This window comes from Pseudomonas sp. BN505 (assembly GCF_029873175.1).
GTDB classification, from domain to species: domain Bacteria; phylum Pseudomonadota; class Gammaproteobacteria; order Pseudomonadales; family Pseudomonadaceae; genus Aquipseudomonas; species Aquipseudomonas putida.
Map to the genome: position 1 here is coordinate 36,111 of NZ_SSOI01000023.1, position 19,728 is coordinate 55,838.

Here is a 19,728-nt window from a genome sequence, read left to right on the forward strand (position 1 = left end):
GACAAACATGCGTTGGATCACCCGCCCCGGCTGGCCCGGTAACCTGCTGGCCCTGGCGGCCGGTGCTTCCACCCTTCTGGCCCTGGCGCCGTTCGACATCTGGCCGCTGGCCATATTGTCCATCGCCGTGCTCTACCTTGGCCTGCGCGAGCTTAGCCCGCGCCAGGCCATGTGGCGGGGCTGGTGGTTCGGTTTCGGCCTGTATGGCGCCGGCACCTGGTGGATCTACGTCAGCATGAACACCTACGGCGGCGCCTCGCCGCTGCTGGCGATCCTGCTGCTGTTGGCGTTCTTCGCCGCCCTGGCCTGGTTCTTTGCCCTGCCCACCTGGCTGTGGGCACGCTGGCTGAGGCGCAATGAAGCGCCACTGGCCGACGCCTTGTGCTTCGCCGCCCTCTGGCTGCTGCAAGAGGCCTTCCGCGGCTGGTTCCTGACCGGTTTCCCTTGGCTTTATGCCGGCTACAGCCAGCTGGATGGCCCATTGGCCGGGCTGGCACCGCTGGGCGGCGTATGGCTGGTTTCCTTCACCCTGGCGCTCACGGCGGCCCTGCTGTGCAACCTGCACCGCTTGCGCGCCCGCCCCTCGTTCCTTGCCGTGGCCTGCTTGCTGTTGCTGGCCCCGTGGGTACTGGGCCTGGCGCTCAAGGGCCATGCCTGGACCAAACCGGCAGGTGACCCGCTGAAAGTGGCAGCCATTCAAGGCAACGTCGAGCAGGACCTGAAATGGGACCCGGCGCACATCGACGCGCAACTGGCGCTGTATCGTGACCTGAGCTTCAGCTCCAAACCTGTGGACCTGCTGATCTGGCCAGAAACCGCAGTGCCGGTGCTCAAGGACCAGGCACAGGGCTACATCGACGTGATGGGGCGCTTCGCTGCCGAGAGGCATTCGGCGCTGATCACCGGCGTGCCGGTGCGTGAAGTGGTGCATCATCAGCGCCGCTACTACAACGGCATCACCGTCACCGGTGAAGGCGATGGCACCTACCTCAAGCAGAAACTGGTGCCGTTTGGTGAATACGTGCCGCTGCAGGACATGCTGCGAGGGATGATCGAGTTCTTCAACCTGCCCATGTCCGACTTCGCCCGCGGGCCGGAGGATCAGCCGCTGCTGCAAGCCAAGGGCTATCAGATTGCGCCGTACATCTGCTACGAAGTGGTCTACCCCGAATTTGCCGCAGGCCTGGCCGCACGCAGCGACCTGCTGCTGACCATCAGCAACGACACCTGGTTCGGCAAATCGATCGGTCCTTTGCAGCACTTGCAGATGGCACAGATGCGCGCCCTGGAAGCCGGCCGCTGGATGATCCGCGCCACCAACAACGGCGTGACGGCCCTTATCGACCCGTTTGGCCGCATTACCACGCAGGTGCCGCAGTTCGAGCAGGCGGTGCTGTATGGCGAAGTGGTGCCGATGCAGCAATTGACCCCGTACCTGAAATGGCGCTCGTGGCCGCTGGCGATTGTGTGTGCATTGCTGCTGGGCTGGGCTTTGCTGGCGGGGCGCATAGCCAAAACCGTCTGATGATGCTGCCTGTGCCGGCCTCTTCGCGGGCTTGCCCGCGAAGAGGCCGTCACAGGCAGCACAAGGTTCAATAAAAGACCCGATACCCCACCAACCCCACCACTTCATTGAGCAACTGCCCGCTCTGCCACATCGCCCGGCTCTCCGGCAGCAACCCGGCAAACGGCCGCGCATGATCGCCCCCCAGGAACCCCACCGGCGCCGGCACCACCTCGAAACCCGCCTGTTCAAAGCTCCAGCGCGAGCGCTGCATGTGCCAGGCCTGGGTCACCACCACTACGCGACGAATGCCCAACGGTTGCAGCACCTTGGCCGTGAGCTGGGCATTTTCCCAGGTCGTGCGGCTAGCCTCTTCGCGCCACTTCACCTCGACCGCAAAGTCCTCCTGCAGCCGATCAGCCATCAACCGCGCCTCGCTCGGCGGCGTGCCATAGTGCAGCCCACCACTGGTCAGCACCGGCAAACCTGAGGCCTTGGCCAGCCGCGCGGCAAAGCGCATGCGCTCCAGCGCCGTGGCCGTAGGCTGGTCGCTACCGCCCCAGGCCGGGTCGCCCCGCTCACGTCCGGCCCCCAGCACCACGATCGCATCCGCCCGGCTCGCCAGGCCGGCCCAGTCGCTCACGGCCAACGGCGGCTCGCTTTCCAGCACACGGGCGGTTTCCTGCACTACCAGCGGCAGGCTCATCAGCCACAGGCCTCCAAGCCCCATGGCAAAGCACAGCGCCGCTAGCCGTGGCCGCCGTGCACGCAGCCACCACGCCGCAAGCAACAGCAGCAACAGGATGCCCGGCGGCATCAGCCATTGTTTGATGAAGAATCGGATCGGCATCGGCCACACCTCCTTGGCAGGGGTGCAGCCTAAAAGGATCGGCGCCGGTCAACAAGGGTGCGACCGGCGCCAATCGTGAGCTGTGTGATATTGAAGAACCGGCGCGCGATGGCCTGCGGCTGGCATCCTGAACGGCTAGCGATGTGGCAGCGTCCTGGATCTCGCCGTATTGGCGGGGCGTTTCTTGTCCTTGAGCCAGATGATCTTGGCCGATGCCGGCTCCGCTTGTGGGTAACTGCCGGCACAGGCACTCTGGCGCACCGGGAGCGATTCCAGGTAGGCCTTGATCACTTCGAACTCTGCGTGGCTCAAGCCGCGCAATTCCAGCTCGGCCGGCATCTCGTCGCGCAATCGCACCGAGGTCCTGGCGGTTTCCAGCGCCAGGCCAAGCCGGTCGATCAGACGTTCGTAAAGCTCCGGCTTGATTGCGGGTAGCTGCGTCTCTCCCATCCGTTCACCTCATTGAAGATAAAGAATATCTCCCCCCACACCTGAGCTTAGCGGTGCAATGAAAAGCAGCCGCCTGCCGCGACCAGCGGGCATTCGCAACGAAGGTTTCCCACGATGCGCAACGCTGCTGTATGCTACGGCGTTCACTCTAAACGACACCGGAGTACCGGTTGCAGCGAGGTTCCGCTGCCTGGAACAAGGTCTCTTCTCTCTCAGCCAAAAGTAGCCATGCACGAACAATACACGCCCCGTGATATCGAAGCCGCCGCCCAGAACTTCTGGGACGAGCAACAATCGTTCGCTGTTACCGAACAGCCAGGCAAAGACACCTACTATTGCCTATCGATGTTCCCGTACCCGAGCGGCAAGCTACACATGGGCCACGTGCGCAACTACACCATCGGCGACGTGATTGCCCGCTACCAGCGCATGTTGGGCAAGAACGTCCTGCAGCCGATGGGCTGGGACGCTTTCGGCATGCCCGCGGAAAACGCGGCGATGAAAAACAACGTCGCCCCGGCCAAGTGGACCTACGAAAACATCGACTACATGAAGACCCAGCTCAAGAGCCTGGGCCTTGCCATCGACTGGGCACGTGAAGTGACCACCTGCAAACCCGACTACTACCGTTGGGAGCAGTGGCTGTTCACCCGCCTGTTCGAGAAAGGCATCATCTACCGCAAGAACGGTACCGTGAACTGGGACCCGGCTGACCAGACCGTACTGGCCAACGAGCAGGTCATCGACGGCCGTGGCTGGCGTTCGGGCGCGCTGATCGAGAAGCGCGAAATCCCGATGTACTACTTCCGCATCACCGACTACGCCGACGAGCTGCTGGAAAGCCTCGACGAGCTGCCGGGCTGGCCTGAGCAGGTCAAGACCATGCAGCGCAACTGGATCGGCAAGTCGCGCGGCATGGAAGTACAGTTCCCGTACGACCAGGCCAGCATCGGCCACGAAGGCACTCTCAAGGTCTTCACCACCCGCCCGGACACGCTGATGGGCGCGACCTACGTCGCCGTCGCCGCCGAGCACCCGCTGGCCACCCAGGCTGCCCAGGGTAACCCGGCGCTGCAGGCGTTCATCGACGAGTGCAAGAGCGGCAGCGTTGCCGAAGCCGACATGGCCACCCAGGAGAAGAAGGGCATGGCCACTTCCCTGCTGGTCGAGCACCCGCTGACCGGCGAGAAGCTGCCGGTATGGGTCGCCAACTACGTGCTGATGCACTACGGCGATGGCGCGGTAATGGCCGTGCCGGCCCACGACGAGCGCGACTTCGAGTTCGCCCGCAAATACAACCTGCCGGTCAAGGCGGTGGTACGCACCAGCGAAGGCGATGACGTCGGCAACGAATGGCTGGCTGCCTACAACGAGCACGGCCAGCTGATCAACTCGGGCGAGTTCGATGGCCTGGACTTCGCCGGCGCCTTCGACGCCATCGAAACCGCCCTGATCCGCAAGGACCTCGGTAAGTCGCGTACCCAGTTCCGCCTGCGCGACTGGGGTATCAGCCGCCAGCGCTACTGGGGCTGCCCGATTCCGATCATCCACTGCCCGTCCTGCGGCGACGTACCGGTGCCGGAAGACCAGCTGCCGGTCACCCTGCCCGAGAACGTGGTACCGGACGGTGCCGGCTCGCCACTGGCGCGCATGCCTGAATTCTACGAATGCACCTGCCCGAAATGCGGCACCGCGGCCAAACGCGAAACCGACACCATGGACACCTTCGTCGAATCGTCCTGGTACTTCGCCCGCTACGCCTCGCCTAATTACGACAAGGGCCTGGTCGACCCGAAAGCCGCCAACCACTGGCTGCCTGTCGACCAGTACATCGGTGGCATCGAACACGCGATCCTGCACCTGCTGTACGCGCGCTTCTTCCACAAGCTGATGCGCGACGAAGGCCTGGTCACCTCGAACGAGCCATTCAAGAACCTGCTGACCCAGGGCATGGTGGTCGCTGAAACCTACTACCGCGTGGCCAGCAACGGCGGCAAGGACTGGTTCAACCCGGCCGATGTCGAAATCGAGCGCGATGCCAAGGCCAAGATCATTGGCGCCCGCCTGAAGACCGACGGCCTGCCGGTGGAAATCGGCGGCACCGAGAAGATGTCCAAGTCGAAGAACAACGGCGTCGACCCGCAATCGATGATCGAGGCCTACGGCGCCGACACCTGCCGCCTGTTCATGATGTTCGCCTCGCCGCCCGACATGAGCCTGGAATGGTCCGACTCTGGCGTCGAAGGTGCCAGCCGCTTCCTGCGCCGTGTCTGGCGCCTGGCCCAGGCTCACGTCAGCCAGGGTCTGCCGGGCAAGCTGGATGTCGCCGCCCTGGACGACGCGCAGAAAGTTATCCGCCGCGCCATCCACGCCGCCATCAAGCAGGCCAGCAACGATGTAGGCCAGTTCCACAAGTTCAACACCGCCATTGCCCAGGTGATGACCGTGATGAACGTGCTGGAAAAGGCCCCGCAAGCCAGCGAGCAGGACCGTGCCCTGCTGCACGAAGGCCTGGAAGCCGTCACCCTGCTGCTGTCGCCGATCACCCCGCACATCTCCCACGCGCTGTGGCAGCACCTGGGCCACGCAGGGTCGGTGATCGATGCGGCCTGGCCGAGCGTCGATGAGCAGGCACTGGTGCAGGACACCGTTACCCTGGTGGTTCAGGTCAACGGTAAACTGCGCGGCCAGGTCGAAATGCCTGCCGCAGCCAGCCGCGAAGAAGTCGAAGCCGCCGCCCGCAGCAACGAGAATGTCCTGCGCTTCATCGACGGCCTTACCATCCGCAAGGTCATCGTGGTACCGGGCAAGCTGGTCAACATCGTCGCCAACTGATGAAAACGCCCACCCGCAGTGGCTGCGGGTGGGCGGTACAGGCCCACAAGGGAGCAACAACATGATCAAACGCAATTTGCTGGTAATAGGCCTGGCGGTCATGCTCAGCGCCTGCGGTTTCCAGCTGCGCGGCACCGGCTCCACCGAGCTGAGTGTGAAGGAAATGGACGTCAGCGCACGCAATGCCTACGGCCCGACCGTGGTCCAGCTCCGTGAGGTACTGGAGCGTAGCGGTGTGAACGTGCATGCCGGCGCGCCTTACCGCCTGGTGTTGACCAACGAGCAGGAGCGCGAGCGCTCGGCAACCTACAACAGCGGCAACCGTACCGCTGAGTACGAGCTGACCACGGAGCTGAACTACAGCATCCAGGGCCTGAACAACCTGGAACTGCTGAGCGACAAGCTGGAAGTGCGCAAGATCTACGTGCGTGACGGCTCGAACATCACCGGTTCCGAGCAGGAAGCCACCCGCGCCCGTGAAGAAATGCGCCGCGACCTGGTCAACGCCATGGTCGTCCGCCTGCAAATGCTGAGCCCGTCCCAGCTGGACGAGCTGCAGCGCAAAGCCGACGAACGCGCCCAGGCCGAAGCCGCTGCGCTGGAGGCCGCCCGCCGTCAGCAGGCCGAAACGCCGCAGCAATCGCCACTGGAAGTGCCGGGCAACTAAGCCCGCGTGGGGCACCCTCGGGTGCCCCGCCTGTTTCCCATGAAACTTGCCCCCGCCCAACTCAACAAGCACCTGCAAGGCGCCCTGGCACCGGTCTACGTGGTCAGCGGCGACGACCCGCTGCTTTGCCAGGAAGCCGCTGACGCCATCCGCAACGCGGCCCGTCAGCAAGGTTTCGACGAACGTCAGGTATTCAGTGCCGACGCCAACTTCGACTGGGGCACCCTGCTCCAGGCTGGCGCCAGCCTGTCGCTGTTCGCCCAGCGCCGCCTGCTGGAACTGCGCCTGCCCTCGGGCAAGCCTGGTGACAAGGGCGCCGCCGCGCTGATCGAATACTGCGCCAGGCCCGCCGAAGATACCGTGCTGCTGGTCAGCCTACCCAAGCTCGACGGCAGCGCGCAGAAGACCAAATGGGGCAAGGCTTTGATCGAAGGTGAGCACTGCCAGTTCATCCAGATCTGGCCGGTGGATGTGCACCAGCTGCCACAGTGGATCAACCAGCGGCTGCAGCAAGCCGGCCTGTCGGCGCAACGTGACGCTGTCGACCTGATCGCTGCGCGCGTGGAAGGCAACCTGCTGGCCGCCGCGCAGGAAATCGAAAAGCTCAAGCTGCTTGCCGACGGCAACCAGATCACCGTGGAAACCGTGCAGGCTGCAGTCGCCGACAGCGCCCGCTTCGATGTCTTCGGCCTGGTCGACGCCATTCTCAACGGCGAAGCGGCGCATGCCCTGCGCATGCTCGAAGGCTTGCGTGGTGAAGGCGTGGAGCCGCCCGTGATCCTCTGGGCCCTGGCCCGTGAACTGCGCCAAATGGCCGGGCTGGCCCAACTGTTCAGCCAAGGCGTGCCGCTGGACAAAGCCTTTAGCCAGGCCCGCCCGCCGATCTGGGACAAACGCCGACCGCTGGTCAGCAAAGCCCTGCAACGCTTGTCAGCGCAACGCTGGGGGCAGTTGTTGCAGGATGCCCAACGTATCGATGCGCAGATCAAGGGCCAGGCCGAGGGTTCGCCCTGGACAGGCCTTGCGCGCTTGTCGCTGTTGATGGCGGGTCAGCGCCTGTCGTTACCTTCGCAATAGCCGGGGCCGCCTTGCGGCCCTTTCGCGGCACAAGGCCGCTCCTACAGGAGTCGCGGATCCCTTGTAGGAGCGGCCTTGTGCCGCGATGGGGCGCGAAGCGGCCCCAAGATCCAAGCCATAAACACAATCAATTGGCCCCACCTCGCACCAAGCCCTACAGTGCGCCCCGAAACCCACCCAAACAGGGTACCCCACCATGAGCAAAAAGCCGAAAAAGCACGGCCCCAACAAGGCCAAGTCCATCGTCGCCCAACCCTTGTTCCGTTGCCGCCAGGAACAACCGGACAAGGGCAAAGGCAGCTACCGCCGCGAAGCCTTCCAATCGAGAGATTGGGAGGCTTCCTACTTTTTGGCAGCATGAAAGCATCGCAAGCGCAGGCATGGTATGGTCGTCACCTGACCTGCAATTCTGGATCTGTGCATGCTCTTCCGTCTTCTCCCCCGTTGGGAAACCCGCCAGCTGATCGCGGCCTCCAGCTTCATCCTGCTCGTGGCCTGCGCGGAAAAACCCACCGCTGCCGACGCACTGCCGCTGGCCCCTGCCCAACCCGCTCCAGTGGTGACTGTGCCCGGCACAACGCCTGACGTCAGCACTGAAATCCAGCCTCTGCAAACCTTCGCCCAATGGCAGGCAGGCTTCCGCCAGCAAGCCCTGCAAGCCGGCATCTCGCCGAGCACGTTCGACAGCGCCTTCCTCGGCGTCACCCCCGACATGGACGTGATCAAGGCTGACCGCAGCCAGCCAGAGTTCACCCGCCCGGTATGGGAATACCTCGAAGGCGCCCTGTCGCCTCTGCGCGTGCGCAATGGCAAGAGGCTGCTGGAGCAGAACGCCGAGCTGCTGACCCGCCTCGAGCAACGCTATGGCGTCGACCGCCAGGTGCTGGTCGCCGTGTGGGGCATGGAAAGCAACTTTGGCCAGTTCCAAGGCAACAAGTCAGTGATTCGCTCGCTGGCCACGCTGGCCTATGAAGGCCGTCGCCCGCAGTTCGCCCAGGACCAGCTGATCGCCGCGCTGCAAATTATCCAGCATGGCGACATCCAGCCTGAAGCCATGCGTGGTTCGTGGGCCGGCGCCATGGGCCAGACCCAGTTCATCCCGACCACCTACAACACCCATGCCGTGGACTTCGACGGTGATGGCCGCCGCGACATCTGGAACAGTACGCCGGATGCCCTGGCCTCGACGGCGCATTACCTTCAAAGCTCGGGCTGGAAGCGTGGTCAGCCATGGGGCTTCGAGGTACAAGTGCCGGCTGGCTTCGATTTCTGGCAAGCCGATGGCGCGCTGCGCAAACCGGTCAGCGAGTGGCTGGCGATGGGTGTGACACTGCCTGCTGGCACGCAGTTGCCCGCCAACAGCAACCAGCTGTCAGCCGCCCTGCTGCTGCCAGCGGGCGCGCGTGGCCCGGCGTTTTTGGTGCTGGACAACTTCCGCGCAATCCTCAAGTACAACAACTCGTCGTCCTATGCCTTGGCGGTGAGCCTGCTGGGGGATCGCTTCAGTGGTTGGGGCTTCATTGCCGGCAGCTGGCCGAAAGAAGACCTGCCATTGAGCCGCAGCGAGCGCATGGAGCTGCAGAACTTGTTGAACAGCCGTGGGCACGAGGCCGGCAATGCCGATGGCATCATCGGCGCCAATACCCGCAAGGCCATTCGCACCGCCCAGCAGGGGCTGGGGTGGCCAGCAGATGGCTACCCGACCCACAAGCTGCTTGAGAGCCTGCGTCAGCCGTGAAATTACTGAGGGCGCTCCTACAGCCAACCGCGTAACTGCAATGTATCGCAATCCCCTGTAGGAGCGGCCTTGTGCCGCGATGGGCTGCAAAGCAGCCCCGACAACCTCAAACCTTGAACAGGTCCTGATCCAGCACCAGGCTCTGCCGATCACTGTCCAGCCTTACCCGCGCCCCCAACGGCAAGCACACATTCGGGTCGCAATGCCCACTGCGCCACCCCGCCAGCACCGGCACACCCAGGGGCGCGAAGGTATCCTCCAGCAACGGCGCCAACGCCGCCGGGGTAATTCCGGCAAAGTCCCCTACCAGCACACCCTTGATCCCCTCCAGCTTGCCCGCCAGGCGTAACTGGGTCAGCAGCCGGTCCACCCGGTACAACGGCTCGTTGACGTCCTCGATGAACAGGATGCAGCCCTGAGTATCCAGCTCGGCAAGCGTCCCCATGGTCGCCCCCAGCATCGACAGGTTACCGCCCAGCAGCGGCCCGCTGGCCACACCCGGCAACACCGTGGTCAAGGCATAGTCCGCCGGGTGCGCGATCTGCTCGCCGCACCGCACAAGCCCACCCAACTGTGCCAACAACGACGATTCGGTCGGCGGCAACTTGGCCCCCAGCAGATCGGCATTCAGCATCCCCCCGTGGAAGGTAACCAGCCCGCCGCAATGCCGATAGATCGCAGTGTGCAGTGCGGTAATGTCGCTGTAGCCGATCAACGGTTTAGGGTTGCGGCGAATGAGCTCGAAGTCGAGCTGATCGAGCAAACGCATGCTGCCGTAGCCCCCGCGCATGCACAGGATGGCGTCGATGGCCGAGTCGGCAAAGGCATCGTGCAGGTCCTGCAGGCGCTGCTGGTCCGGCCCTGCCAGGTAACCCTGCGCTTGCAGGGCACCCGGGTAGATACGGCAACGGTAGCCGCGGTCAGCAAACCACCGGCTGACCTTGTGCGTATCCAGACGCGCCGCGCCCGCCGGCGCGACAATGGCAAAACAGGCGTTAGCCGGCAGCGCGGCTGGCAGGCTGGGTTGGACAGTTTCGGCGCAATTCATCGCGGCTCCTTGCAGCGCAGGTGGCACAAATAAAAATGCCGATGCCGCCTTTCGGCGTGCATCGGCATACGTAGCTCTGCTTTTGGCTCAGAGCTTGATCTTGGCTTCGTGAGCTTGCTGGTCAGCGTGGTACGAAGAACGCACCAGCGGGCCGGAGGCGACGTTCTTGAAGCCCATCTTGTAACCTTCCTCGGCGAACCAGGCGAAGGTGTCCGGGTGAACGAAACGTTGCACCGGCAGGTGGCTACGCGATGGCTGCAAGTACTGGCCGAGGGTGAGCATGTCGATTTCATGCTCACGCATGCGATGCATCACCTCGATCACTTCTTCGTCAGTCTCGCCCAGGCCGAGCATCAGGCCCGACTTGGTCGGTACGTGCGGCACCATCTGCTTGAACTTCTGCAGCAGGTCCAGCGACCAGTCGTAATCGGAACCCGGTCGCGCGGCCTTGTACAGGCGCGGCACGGTCTCGAGGTTGTGGTTGAACACATCTGGCGGCTCTTGCGCAGTGATCGCCAACGCAACGTCCATGCGGCCACGGTAGTCCGGCACCAGGGTTTCCAGCTGCACACCCGGCGACAGCGCGCGAATTTCGCGGATGCAGTCGGCAAAGTGCTGGGCGCCGCCATCACGCAGGTCGTCGCGGTCCACCGAGGTGATCACCACGTACTTCAGGCGCAGGTCGGCAATGGCGACCGCCAGGTTTTTTGGCTCGTCCAGGTCCAGCGGTTTCGGTCGGCCGTGGCCAACGTCACAGAACGGGCAACGACGGGTGCAGATGTCACCCATGATCATGAAGGTGGCGGTACCACCAGAGAAGCACTCACCCAGGTTCGGGCAGGAGGCCTCTTCGCACACGCTGTGCAGCTTGTGCTTGCGCAGCAGTTGCTTGATGCGGTCTACCTCGGGCGAAACCGGAATACGCACGCGGATCCAGTCAGGCTTTTTCGGCAGCTCATCGGTCGGGATGATCTTTACCGGGATGCGCGCGACTTTGTCGGCACCACGCAGTTTTACCCCGGCTTCCACCTTTTTCGGCGCTTGGCGCGGGGTGGCATCCAGGGTAGGTATCAGGTTCGGCACGGCTTCTTGCACAGTTGTCATATTCAGTCGATTCCGCCCGTGAGGGTCGTCTGCTCAGCGTAGTCGAGGTGCTTGACCAGCTGTCCGCGCAGCCTTGTCCTGACCTCGTCGAGTTCGATCGGACCTGCCAGATCGCGCAGCTGGGTCATGGCCAGCCCCGCATAGCCGCAGGGGTTGATTCGGCGGAATGGCGCAAGGTCCATGTCCACGTTCAGGGCAAGGCCGTGAAACGAACGGCCGTTGCGAATTCGCAGGCCGAGGGAGGCGATCTTCGCTCCGTCGACATAGACGCCCGGGGCATCGGGCTTGGCCGATGCCTGCACGTCGTAACTGGCGAGCAGGCCGATCAGGGCCTGTTCGATACGGCTGACCAACTCGCGTACGCCAAAGCCCAGCCGGCGCACGTCCAGCAGCAGGTAGGCCACCTGCTGACCGGGGCCATGGTAGGTCACCTGGCCACCGCGGTCGGTCTGCACCACCGGGATGTCGCCCGGCACCAGCAGGTGCTCGGCCTTACCGGCCTGGCCCTGGGTGAAGACTGCGGGGTGCTCGACCAGCCAGATTTCATCCTGGCTGTCCGGGCTGCGCTGCTCGGTAAAGCGACGCATGGCCTCCAGCACCGGTTCGTAGGGCTGCAGGCCAAGCTCGCGAAAACCGAGACAGGCGGACATCAGAGCACCATTTTCACGATGCCGGTAGCGCGCAGGGCGCTATTGATGTCGTGCAACTGGTCTTCGCTGGTGGCAACGATGTGCAATTGCACGGTGGTGTACTTGCCTTCCTTGCTCTGGCGCTCAGCCAAGGTCTTCATGTCGACCTCAGCATATTTCTTCAAGATCTCGACGACCGTGTCCTTGAAATGGACAACGGTATCGCCGATCACCTTGATCGGGTAATCAGCGCAAGGGAATTCGATCTTGTGCGACTTGACGTCTGGTTCGCTCATGGCGGAAACGGCCTCGTAAGCCGTGGCAACAACAACACCCCCGCTAGATACGCGGGGGCATGCAGGTCACGTATCAGTTGAACAACCCGAAGAAGAATAGACGGATGCTATCCCACATACGGCGGAAGAAACCACCTTCCTCGACGCCATCGAGGGCGATCAGGTCGGCGCTGTGAACCACTTTCTCGTCCAGTTTGACTTCCACTTTGCCGATCACGTCACCTTTGGCGATTGGCGCGGTGAGCTGCGGGTTCATGGTCATCGAAGCCTGCAGGCGCTTCAATTGGCCTTTAGGCATAGTCATGGTCAGGTCGTCGGCCAGGCCAGCCTTGATCTGGCTGGTGGCGCCCTTCCAGACCGGGGCCTGGGTCAGCTCGGTGCCCTTCTGGTAGAAGGTCTGGGTTTCGAAGAAGCGGAAACCGTAGGTCAGCAGCTTCTGGGTCTCGGCAGCACGGGACTGCTCGCTGTTGGTGCCGAACACCACGGCGATCAGGCGCTGGCCATCACGAACGGCCGAAGCCACCATGCAGTAGCCGGCTTCGTCGGTGTGGCCGGTCTTCAGGCCATCGACGGTCTTGTCACGCCACAGCAGCAGGTTGCGGTTAGGCTGCTTGATGTTGTTCCAGAAGAACTCTTTCTGCGAGTAGATGGCGTAGTGGGCCGGGTCGACTGTGATGATCGCACGGGCCAGGGTTGCCATGTCATGCGCCGACGAGTAGTGCTCCGGGTTCGGCAGGCCAGTCGGGTTCATGAAGTGGCTGTTGCTCATGCCCAGGTCGGCAGCCGTCTTGTTCATCATGTCGGCAAAGGCGTCTTCGCTGCCGGCGATGTGCTCGGCCAGGGCGACCGAGGCGTCGTTGCCGGACTGGATGATGATGCCGTGCAGCAGGTCGCTGACAGTCACCTGGCTGCCGACCTTGATGAACATGCGCGAACCGCCGGTACGCCAGGCGTTTTCGCTGACGGTAACCGGGTCGTTCTCACCGATCTGGCCGCGGCGGATGTCCAGGGTGGCGATGTAGGCGGTCATCAGCTTAGTCAGGCTGGCTGGCGGCAGACGCTCGTCACCGTTGTTCTCGACCAGCACGTTGCCGCTGGACGCGTCCATGAGTACATAGGACTTGGCTGCCAGTTGCGGTGGCGCCGGCGTCATCTGCTCTGCCGCGAAGGCGGCAGGCGTGATCATCAGCAGTACAGGCAGGCAAAGTCGTTTGGCAAGGTTGGTGATGTTCATCCGTCTCTCGAAAATCGCTAATGGTCTGAGATGTTCCCTGGGCAAGATCGTGTGCCCAGCGCCAGTCAGTCTAGTTTTATGGCCGTTGGCCTGGCCCACGCATGTGCGGCTTTATGTCGCTGCGGGCAAAAGCCGTCATTGTACATGGCCGCGCCCGGCAATTCATGACAAAACCGACAGTTTGGTGTTGCCTTCTTCGCGGGCACGCCCGCTCCCACAGGGTGTCGCATACCCCTGTGGGAGCGGGCGTGCCCGCGAGAAGACGACGCGGTCAGTCTGCTGTGACCAGCTTGGCCTGCCCCAAGTTCGCCAGGCGGATGCTGTCTTGTGCTTGCTGGATCTCGCCCTGGCTGCCAATCGGCCCCAGGCGCACGCGGTGCAGGGTCTGCTGGTTGCGCACGATCGAGCTGATGAACACCGGTGCGCTGACCATGGTGCTGAGCTTGGAGCGCAGCAGTTCGGCGGCGTCCGGGTTGGCGAAGGCGCCCACCTGCAGGAAGCTGCCGCCATTGCCGCCAGGTACGTTGTTGCCCCCGACCTGCACCGGCACTACCGGCGCTGCATGCTGTTGGGCCGGCGGGGTCCATTGCTCGACACGCCCGGTAGTGGCCGGGATCGCCTGGGTCTGGGCCACCTGCGGCTCTTTCAGCACCATCGGCGGCGTCTGGCCACGCTGGGCCCACCACTGCTGCGGGTCGATACCCTCGACGCGCACATGCGCGGTGCCGGTCTCGGCATAGCCGAGCTTTTTCGCCGCCGCGTAGGACAGGTCGATGATGCGGTCCGAATAGAACGGCCCACGGTCATTCACCCGCAGGATCACGCTCCGGCCGTTGGCAAGGTTGGTCACCCGCACGTAGGCCGGCAGCGGCAGGGTCTTGTGCGCCGCGCTCATGCCATACAGGTCGTACAGCTCGCCGTTGGCGGTGTTCTGGCCGTGGAACTTGGTGCCGTACCACGACGCGGTGCCCTCGGCGCGGTAATTGCGCGAGTCCTGCATCGGGTAATAAGTCTTGCCCAGCACCGTGTAGGGGTTGGCCTTGTAGTTGCCGGTGTGCACGGTCGGCGTGGCATCGGGGATCTTGTTCACATCCACGTCCCACCACGGCGCGCCGTCCTTGTGGGCCCGGTTGATGTCCAGCCCCGGCTGTGCACGCACGACGTTGCCACTGCTTTGCTGGGGCGGGCGGCTGGATGAACAGCTGGCCAGCACCACGCCAACGGCGAGGCAGGTCAACAGCTTGAAGGAATTGGCAGAAATGATTGCGCGCATTACTTGACGCCCCGTGCTTGAACCAGCTGTTGCGCAAGCTGATGCACCGCCATGGCATACATCACGCTGCGGTTATAGCGAGTGATCGCGTAGAAGTTCTTCAGGCCCACCCAGTACTCGGGGCCATTGTCGCCCTCAAGGCGGAAGGCAGTAACCGGCAGATCATCGCGCAGCGAATCATGAACCGACCAGCCAAGCGCGCGCAACTCCCCTACCGTCTTCACCGGCTCGATGCCGGTGGTCAGGCCTTGGTCGGCACGTGCACCGTCCACCCAGGCGCGGCTGACCACGCCCCCGCCCGCCACCCAGCCATGGCGCTTGAAGTAGCTGGCGACGCTGCCGATGGCATCGTCCGGGTTATTCCAGATATTGATGTGGCCATCGCCGTCGAAGTCCACCGCGTAGTTGCGAAAACTGCTCGGCATGAACTGCGGCAGGCCCATGGCCCCGGCGTAGGAGCCTTTGAGCGTCAGCGGATCGAGCTGTTCATCACGGGCCAGCAGCAGGAACTCGCGCAGTTCCTTGCGGAAAAACTCGGCCCGCGGCGGGTAGTCGAAGCCCAGCGTCGACAGGGCGTCGATCACCCGGTAGTTGCCGGTGTTGCGGCCAAAGAACGTTTCCACACCGATGATCGAAACAATGTACTGCGCCGGCACGCCGTATTCCTGCTCGGCACGGGCCAGCACGGCCTCGTGCTGGCGCCAGAAGTCCACACCACGGGCAATGCGCGCGTCGGTGAGGAACATCGGCCGGTAGTCCTTCCACGGCTTGACCTTTTCGGCCGGGCGCGAGATGGCGTCGAGGATCGACTGCTTGCGCTGTACTTCACGGAACACGCCCATCAGCTGCTCAGGGGCAAAACCATAGTCGCGGCTCATTTCGCCAACAAACTCGGCCACCTGCGGTGAGCCCTGGTAATCGCCGGCATGGGCCAGATGTACAGCGCCGAACAGGCCCACCGCGCCGATCCACGGCGCACAACGGGCAGCCCAGTTACGCACTGCTTGCATGAAATTCTTCACCTTATTCAAACCTGTGCGATCCATTTGCGGTGCGTGTGGATCGACATCAGAACGCCAAACGCTGAAAGCAGCGTCACCAACGATGTTCCGCCATAGCTGATGAAGGGTAGCGGCACGCCCACCACGGGCAGGAGGCCGCTGACCATCCCGATATTGACGAACACGTATACAAAGAAGGTCATGGTCAGGCTGCCCGCGAGCAGCTTGCCAAACAGGGTCTGCGCCTGGGCGGTGATCATCAGGCCACGGCCGATCAGCAGCAGGTAGACAATCAGCAGCAGGCAGATACCGACCAGGCCGAACTCCTCGCCCAGTACGGCGATGATGAAGTCGGTGTGGCTTTCCGGCAGAAAATCCAGGTGCGACTGGGTGCCGAGCAGCCAGCCCTTGCCGAACACCCCGCCCGAGCCGATCGCCGCCTTGGACTGGATGATGTTCCAGCCCGTGCCCAGCGGGTCGCTTTCCGGGTCGAGGAAGGTCAGTACCCGCTGCTTCTGATAGTCGTGCATGACGAAAAACCACATCGCCACCGCCACCGGCACCGCCGCCGTCAGCACACTGAGGATCCAGCGCCAACGCAGGCCACCCATGAACAGCACGAAGGCGCCGGAGGCGAGAATCAGCAGCGCCGTGCCCAGGTCGGGCTGGCGCACGATCAGGATGAACGGCACGCCGATTAGCACCAGGCTGATCGCCACGTGTTTCAAGTGGGGCGGCAAGGTGCGCTTGGACAGGTACCAGGCGATGGTCGCCGGCATGATGATCTTCATGAATTCCGAGGGCTGGAAGCGGATCACGCCGGGGATGTTGATCCAGCGCGTGGCGCCCATGGCGTTGTGGCCCATCACGTCCACCACCACCAGCAACAGCACCCCGGTCAGGTACGCCAGTGGCACCCAGCGCGCCATGAAGCGCGGCTCCAGCTGGGCGATGACGAACATCGACACCAGGCCGATGCCGAACGAGGTGGCCTGCTTGAGCAGCAGGTCCCAGTTCTTGCCACTGGCCGAATAAAGGACGAACAGGCTGCCGGCCGCAAGGGTGAGCAGAATGATCAGCAAGGGGCCGTCGACATGGATACGCTGTAGAAAGCTGGCGCGCCGACGCATCACATCCTCACTGGAGAGCATGCGATCGAAATTGTTCATCACAGGGCCGATTCCTGGGTAACGGTGGCAGGCGCGAACTCGGGCTTGAGCCGGCCATTTTCGTCGAGCAGCCAGGCGTCCATGATCTGGCGTACCACGGGCGCAGCCACGCCCGAGCCGGACTCACCGTTCTCGACCATCACCGATACCACGATTTTCGGGGCTTCGGCCGGGGCAAAGGCGACGAACAAGGCGTGGTCGCGATGGCGCTCCTGAAGCTTGTTGCGGTCGTACTTCTCGCCTTGCTTGATCGCCACCACCTGGGCGGTACCGCTCTTGCCGGCAATGCGGTACTGGGCGCCGGCGGCAGCCTTGCGCGCAGTACCGCGGGCGCCGTGCATTACCTGCTCCATGCCATGGGTGACCTTGGCCCAGTCGGACTTGTCACGCAGCACGATGTTTTCCATGGGGTTTTCGTCCACAGGCTGCTGGCCTTCGATGGTCTTGGCCAGGTGCGGGCGGTTCCACACGCCCTTGTTGGCGATCAGCGCAGTGGCCTGGGCCAGCTGCAGCGGCGTGGCCTGCATGTAGCCCTGGCCAATACCGAGAATCAGGGTTTCACCAGGGAACCAGGCCTGGCGGCGGGTGGCACGCTTCCATTCGCGCGACGGCATCAACCCGGCAGACTCCTCGAACATGTCGAGGGAAACCCGCTGGCCGATGCCGAACCTGTTCATGTAGCTGGACAGCCGATCGATGCCCATCTTGTGCGCAAGGTCGTAGAAGTAGGTGTCGTTGGAACGCATGATCGCGGTGTCCAGGTCGACCCAGCCATCGCCGGAGCGGTTCCAGTTACGGTATTTGTGGTCATAGTTGGGCAGTTGGTAATAACCCGGGTCGAACACCCGGCTGCTGGCATTGACCACGCCACTGTCCAGGCCGGCGATGGCCACCGCCGGCTTGATGGTCGAACCGGGCGGGTACAGGCCACGCAGTACGCGGTTGAACAGCGGCCGGTCGATCGAGTCGCGCAGTTCGGCATAGGCCTTGAAGCTGATGCCGGTGACGAACAGGTTGGGGTCGAAGCTTGGCTGGCTGACCATCGCCAGCACCTCGCCAGTACGTGGGTCGAGTGCGACCACTGCGCCCCGCCGGCCACCCAGGGCGGCCTCGGCGGCTTCCTGCAGCTTGATGTCCAGGCTCAGCACAATGTCCTTGCCCGGTTTCGGGTCCGTGCGCTTGAGCACCCGCAGCACGCGGCCCCGAGCGTTGGTCTCGACTTCCTCGTAGCCGACCTGGCCGTGCAGGTCGTCTTCGTAGAAGCGCTCGATGCCGGTCTTGCCGATATGGTGGGTGCCACTGTAGTTCACAGGGTCGAGGGTTTTCAGCTCTTTCTCGTTGATGCGCCCCACATAACCCACCGAGTGGGCGAAATGCGCACCCTGCGGGTAATGCCGCACCAGCTGGGCCACCACTTCCACGCCTGGCAGGCGGAACTGGTTCACCGCCACCCGGGCGATCTGCTCTTCGTTGAGTTCGAACAGGATCGGCACCGGCTCGAACGGCCGACGGCCTTGGCGCATGCGCTTCTCGAACAGGGCCCGGTCGTCGGTCGTCAAATCCAGCACTTCGACGATGGTGTCCAGCACTTCCTGCCAGTTTCCCGCACGTTCGCGGGTCATCGATAGGCTGAAGCTGGGCCGGTTGTCGGCAACGATCACCCCGTTGCGGTCGAAGATCAGCCCGCGGGTCGGCGGGATCGGCTGCACATGCACCCGGTTGTTCTCCGACAGCGTCGAGTGATAGTCGTACTGGATGATCTGCAGGTAGTACAGCCGCGCAATCAGCACGCAAATAAGCAGCACGATAGCCACCGCGCCGACCACGACGCGGTTGCGCACCAGGCGGGCGTCTTTCTCGTGGTCCTTGAGGCGGATCGGCTGCGACATCTGACTGCTTACAGGCTCATTTGTGGTAAGGGTGCCCGGACAACACGGTCCAGGCGCGGTAGATCTGCTCGCCGATGAGTATCCTTACCAACGGGTGCGGCAAGGTCAGCGGCGACAGCGACCAGCGTTGCTCGGCGCGTGCGCAAACCTCAGGCGCCAGGCCTTCCGGGCCGCCCACCATCAAATTCACCGTGCGCGCATCCAGGCGCCAGCGGTCCAGCTCGGTCGCCAGCTGCTCGGTGCTCCAGGGCTTGCCATGGACCTCGAGGGTGACAATGCGTTCCCCTGGCTGAACCTTGCTTAGCATGGCTTCGCCCTCCTGACGGATCAGGCGGGCGACATCGGCATTCTTGCCACGGGTATTCAGCGGGATTTCCACCAGCTCCAGCGACAGCTCGGCGGGCAGGCGCTTGGCATATTCATGCCAGCCTTCCTCGACCCACTTCGGCATGCGCGAGCCGACCGCGATCAGGCGCAGACGCACGACGCTTCCTTATTCCCGGTCTTTGATCTTGTCATCGAAGTAGGCGCTGGCGTTTTCCGGGCTGTGATGCTTGGCATCAGCAGCACGGCTCTGCTCGGCACCCGCCCACAGACGCTCCAGGTCGTAGAACTGGCGGGCAGCGGCAGTCATCATGTGCACGATGACGTCATTCAGGTCCAGCAGCACCCAGTCGCTGTCGCCCTTGCCTTCTTCGCCCAGCGGCTGCGCGCCTTGTTTCTTGACCGCTTCACGGACCTTTTCCAGCATCGCGTTGATCTGGCGGTTGGAGGTACCGGTGGCAATGATCATGTAGTCGGTCAGGCTGTGCTTTTCGCGCACGTCGATAACCTGGATGTCCTGGGCTTTGACGTCTTCCAGAGCGCTAATGGTCAGTTTGACCAGTTCTTCGCCACTGATGCCATTGGTTTTCTGCTTGCTCATATAAAACTCGTTCAACTCGTTGGATGAGGCGCCAGAGGC

General features: G+C 63.4%; 19 protein-coding genes. 6 read left to right on the forward strand and 13 right to left on the reverse strand.

Going from position 1 to position 19,728, the window contains the following annotated elements:
- Positions 1 to 7: 7 nt before the first annotated feature.
- Positions 8 to 1,525 (forward strand): apolipoprotein N-acyltransferase, encoded by a 1,518-nt coding sequence (gene lnt / locus E8E78_RS04590; RefSeq protein ID WP_049275626.1) that lies wholly within the window; start codon positions 8 to 10, stop codon positions 1,523 to 1,525.
- Between the two features lie 67 nt (positions 1,526 to 1,592).
- On the opposite strand, the gene E8E78_RS04595 is transcribed toward lnt, so the two are convergent.
- On the reverse strand, positions 1,593 to 2,354 hold the full coding sequence (locus E8E78_RS04595; protein WP_059394413.1) for a YdcF family protein: 762 nt from the start codon (positions 2,352 to 2,354) through the stop codon (positions 1,593 to 1,595).
- A 135-nt stretch (positions 2,355 to 2,489) separates the two neighbouring features.
- On the reverse strand, positions 2,490 to 2,804 hold the full coding sequence (locus tag E8E78_RS04600; RefSeq protein ID WP_016501796.1) for a hypothetical protein: 315 nt from the start codon (positions 2,802 to 2,804) through the stop codon (positions 2,490 to 2,492).
- 228 nt (positions 2,805 to 3,032) lie between these two features.
- Between E8E78_RS04600 and leuS the strand changes: the two genes are divergently transcribed.
- The 5 genes from leuS (at position 3,033) to E8E78_RS04625 (ending at position 9,121) form a co-directional block, all read left to right on the forward strand.
- Positions 3,033 to 5,639: a leucine--tRNA ligase gene (gene leuS, locus E8E78_RS04605; RefSeq protein WP_049276284.1), complete on the forward strand. Its 2,607-nt coding sequence runs from the start codon at positions 3,033 to 3,035 to the stop codon at positions 5,637 to 5,639.
- A 61-nt stretch (positions 5,640 to 5,700) separates the two neighbouring features.
- Positions 5,701 to 6,306 carry an LPS assembly lipoprotein LptE gene (gene lptE, locus E8E78_RS04610; RefSeq protein ID WP_049276283.1) on the forward strand — a complete coding sequence of 202 codons (606 nt, stop codon included), beginning with the start codon at positions 5,701 to 5,703 and terminating at the stop codon, positions 6,304 to 6,306.
- 39 nt (positions 6,307 to 6,345) lie between these two features.
- The gene (gene holA / locus E8E78_RS04615) at positions 6,346 to 7,383 is read left to right on the forward strand and encodes a DNA polymerase III subunit delta (protein ID WP_280311939.1); all 1,038 of its coding nucleotides are present in this window, start codon (positions 6,346 to 6,348) and stop codon (positions 7,381 to 7,383) included.
- 196 nt (positions 7,384 to 7,579) lie between these two features.
- The gene (gene arfA / locus E8E78_RS04620) at positions 7,580 to 7,744 is read left to right on the forward strand and encodes an alternative ribosome rescue factor ArfA (protein WP_016501800.1); all 165 of its coding nucleotides are present in this window, start codon (positions 7,580 to 7,582) and stop codon (positions 7,742 to 7,744) included.
- Between the two features lie 60 nt (positions 7,745 to 7,804).
- Complete coding sequence (locus E8E78_RS04625; RefSeq protein WP_049275591.1) at positions 7,805 to 9,121, forward strand: lytic murein transglycosylase; 1,317 nt, start codon at positions 7,805 to 7,807, stop codon at positions 9,119 to 9,121.
- Positions 9,122 to 9,227: 106 nt separating this feature from the next.
- On the opposite strand, the gene E8E78_RS04630 is transcribed toward E8E78_RS04625, so the two are convergent.
- From E8E78_RS04630 to rsfS, 11 genes are all read right to left on the reverse strand, one after another.
- The gene (locus tag E8E78_RS04630; protein WP_049275590.1) at positions 9,228 to 10,169 is read right to left on the reverse strand and encodes an LD-carboxypeptidase; all 942 of its coding nucleotides are present in this window, start codon (positions 10,167 to 10,169) and stop codon (positions 9,228 to 9,230) included.
- A gap of 87 nt (positions 10,170 to 10,256) precedes the next feature.
- Positions 10,257 to 11,273: a lipoyl synthase gene (gene lipA / locus E8E78_RS04635; protein ID WP_016501803.1), complete on the reverse strand. Its 1,017-nt coding sequence runs from the start codon at positions 11,271 to 11,273 to the stop codon at positions 10,257 to 10,259.
- Positions 11,274 to 11,275: 2 nt separating this feature from the next.
- Entirely contained in the window at positions 11,276 to 11,923 is a 648-nt protein-coding gene (lipB, locus tag E8E78_RS04640) for a lipoyl(octanoyl) transferase LipB (protein ID WP_012274372.1), read from the reverse strand.
- Complete coding sequence (locus E8E78_RS04645; protein WP_016501804.1) at positions 11,923 to 12,198, reverse strand: DUF493 domain-containing protein; 276 nt, start codon at positions 12,196 to 12,198, stop codon at positions 11,923 to 11,925. Before E8E78_RS04645 ends, lipB begins: the two co-directional genes overlap by 1 nt.
- A 73-nt stretch (positions 12,199 to 12,271) precedes the next feature.
- Positions 12,272 to 13,432 carry a D-alanyl-D-alanine carboxypeptidase family protein gene (locus E8E78_RS04650; protein ID WP_016489361.1) on the reverse strand — a complete coding sequence of 387 codons (1,161 nt, stop codon included), beginning with the start codon at positions 13,430 to 13,432 and terminating at the stop codon, positions 12,272 to 12,274.
- Positions 13,433 to 13,703: 271 nt separating this feature from the next.
- Positions 13,704 to 14,705: a septal ring lytic transglycosylase RlpA family protein gene (locus E8E78_RS04655; RefSeq protein WP_016501805.1), complete on the reverse strand. Its 1,002-nt coding sequence runs from the start codon at positions 14,703 to 14,705 to the stop codon at positions 13,704 to 13,706.
- Positions 14,705 to 15,715 (reverse strand): lytic murein transglycosylase B, encoded by a 1,011-nt coding sequence (gene mltB / locus E8E78_RS04660; protein ID WP_016501806.1) that lies wholly within the window; start codon positions 15,713 to 15,715, stop codon positions 14,705 to 14,707. The genes E8E78_RS04655 and mltB overlap by 1 nt, the downstream gene beginning before the upstream one ends.
- A gap of 17 nt (positions 15,716 to 15,732) precedes the next feature.
- Positions 15,733 to 16,836 carry a rod shape-determining protein RodA gene (rodA, locus tag E8E78_RS04665; RefSeq protein WP_049275595.1) on the reverse strand — a complete coding sequence of 368 codons (1,104 nt, stop codon included), beginning with the start codon at positions 16,834 to 16,836 and terminating at the stop codon, positions 15,733 to 15,735.
- A 38-nt stretch (positions 16,837 to 16,874) separates the two neighbouring features.
- The gene (gene mrdA / locus E8E78_RS04670; RefSeq protein WP_016501807.1) at positions 16,875 to 18,764 is read right to left on the reverse strand and encodes a penicillin-binding protein 2; all 1,890 of its coding nucleotides are present in this window, start codon (positions 18,762 to 18,764) and stop codon (positions 16,875 to 16,877) included.
- Between the two features lie 16 nt (positions 18,765 to 18,780).
- On the reverse strand, positions 18,781 to 19,248 hold the full coding sequence (gene rlmH / locus E8E78_RS04675; protein WP_003249722.1) for a 23S rRNA (pseudouridine(1915)-N(3))-methyltransferase RlmH: 468 nt from the start codon (positions 19,246 to 19,248) through the stop codon (positions 18,781 to 18,783).
- Between the two features lie 9 nt (positions 19,249 to 19,257).
- Positions 19,258 to 19,689 (reverse strand): ribosome silencing factor, encoded by a 432-nt coding sequence (gene rsfS / locus E8E78_RS04680; RefSeq protein ID WP_016489366.1) that lies wholly within the window; start codon positions 19,687 to 19,689, stop codon positions 19,258 to 19,260.
- Positions 19,690 to 19,728 lie beyond the last annotated feature (39 nt).

What these genes read in the sequence shown, in the direction of transcription:
- lnt (WP_049275626.1), top strand. Translation starts at nt 8, where the DNA reads ATGCGTTGGATCACCCGCCCCGGCTGGCCCGGTAACCTGCTGGCCCTG.
- E8E78_RS04595 (WP_059394413.1), bottom strand. Translation starts at nt 2,354, where the DNA reads ATGCCGATCCGATTCTTCATCAAACAATGGCTGATGCCGCCGGGCATC.
- E8E78_RS04600 (WP_016501796.1), bottom strand. Translation starts at nt 2,804, where the DNA reads ATGGGAGAGACGCAGCTACCCGCAATCAAGCCGGAGCTTTACGAACGT.
- leuS (WP_049276284.1), top strand. Translation starts at nt 3,033, where the DNA reads ATGCACGAACAATACACGCCCCGTGATATCGAAGCCGCCGCCCAGAAC.
- lptE (WP_049276283.1), top strand. Translation starts at nt 5,701, where the DNA reads ATGATCAAACGCAATTTGCTGGTAATAGGCCTGGCGGTCATGCTCAGC.
- holA (WP_280311939.1), top strand. Translation starts at nt 6,346, where the DNA reads ATGAAACTTGCCCCCGCCCAACTCAACAAGCACCTGCAAGGCGCCCTG.
- arfA (WP_016501800.1), top strand. Translation starts at nt 7,580, where the DNA reads ATGAGCAAAAAGCCGAAAAAGCACGGCCCCAACAAGGCCAAGTCCATC.
- E8E78_RS04625 (WP_049275591.1), top strand. Translation starts at nt 7,805, where the DNA reads ATGCTCTTCCGTCTTCTCCCCCGTTGGGAAACCCGCCAGCTGATCGCG.
- E8E78_RS04630 (WP_049275590.1), bottom strand. Translation starts at nt 10,169, where the DNA reads ATGAATTGCGCCGAAACTGTCCAACCCAGCCTGCCAGCCGCGCTGCCG.
- lipA (WP_016501803.1), bottom strand. Translation starts at nt 11,273, where the DNA reads ATGACAACTGTGCAAGAAGCCGTGCCGAACCTGATACCTACCCTGGAT.
- lipB (WP_012274372.1), bottom strand. Translation starts at nt 11,923, where the DNA reads ATGTCCGCCTGTCTCGGTTTTCGCGAGCTTGGCCTGCAGCCCTACGAA.
- E8E78_RS04645 (WP_016501804.1), bottom strand. Translation starts at nt 12,198, where the DNA reads ATGAGCGAACCAGACGTCAAGTCGCACAAGATCGAATTCCCTTGCGCT.
- E8E78_RS04650 (WP_016489361.1), bottom strand. Translation starts at nt 13,432, where the DNA reads ATGAACATCACCAACCTTGCCAAACGACTTTGCCTGCCTGTACTGCTG.
- E8E78_RS04655 (WP_016501805.1), bottom strand. Translation starts at nt 14,705, where the DNA reads ATGCGCGCAATCATTTCTGCCAATTCCTTCAAGCTGTTGACCTGCCTC.
- mltB (WP_016501806.1), bottom strand. Translation starts at nt 15,715, where the DNA reads ATGCAAGCAGTGCGTAACTGGGCTGCCCGTTGTGCGCCGTGGATCGGC.
- rodA (WP_049275595.1), bottom strand. Translation starts at nt 16,836, where the DNA reads ATGCGTCGGCGCGCCAGCTTTCTACAGCGTATCCATGTCGACGGCCCC.
- mrdA (WP_016501807.1), bottom strand. Translation starts at nt 18,764, where the DNA reads ATGTCGCAGCCGATCCGCCTCAAGGACCACGAGAAAGACGCCCGCCTG.
- rsfS (WP_016489366.1), bottom strand. Translation starts at nt 19,689, where the DNA reads ATGAGCAAGCAGAAAACCAATGGCATCAGTGGCGAAGAACTGGTCAAA.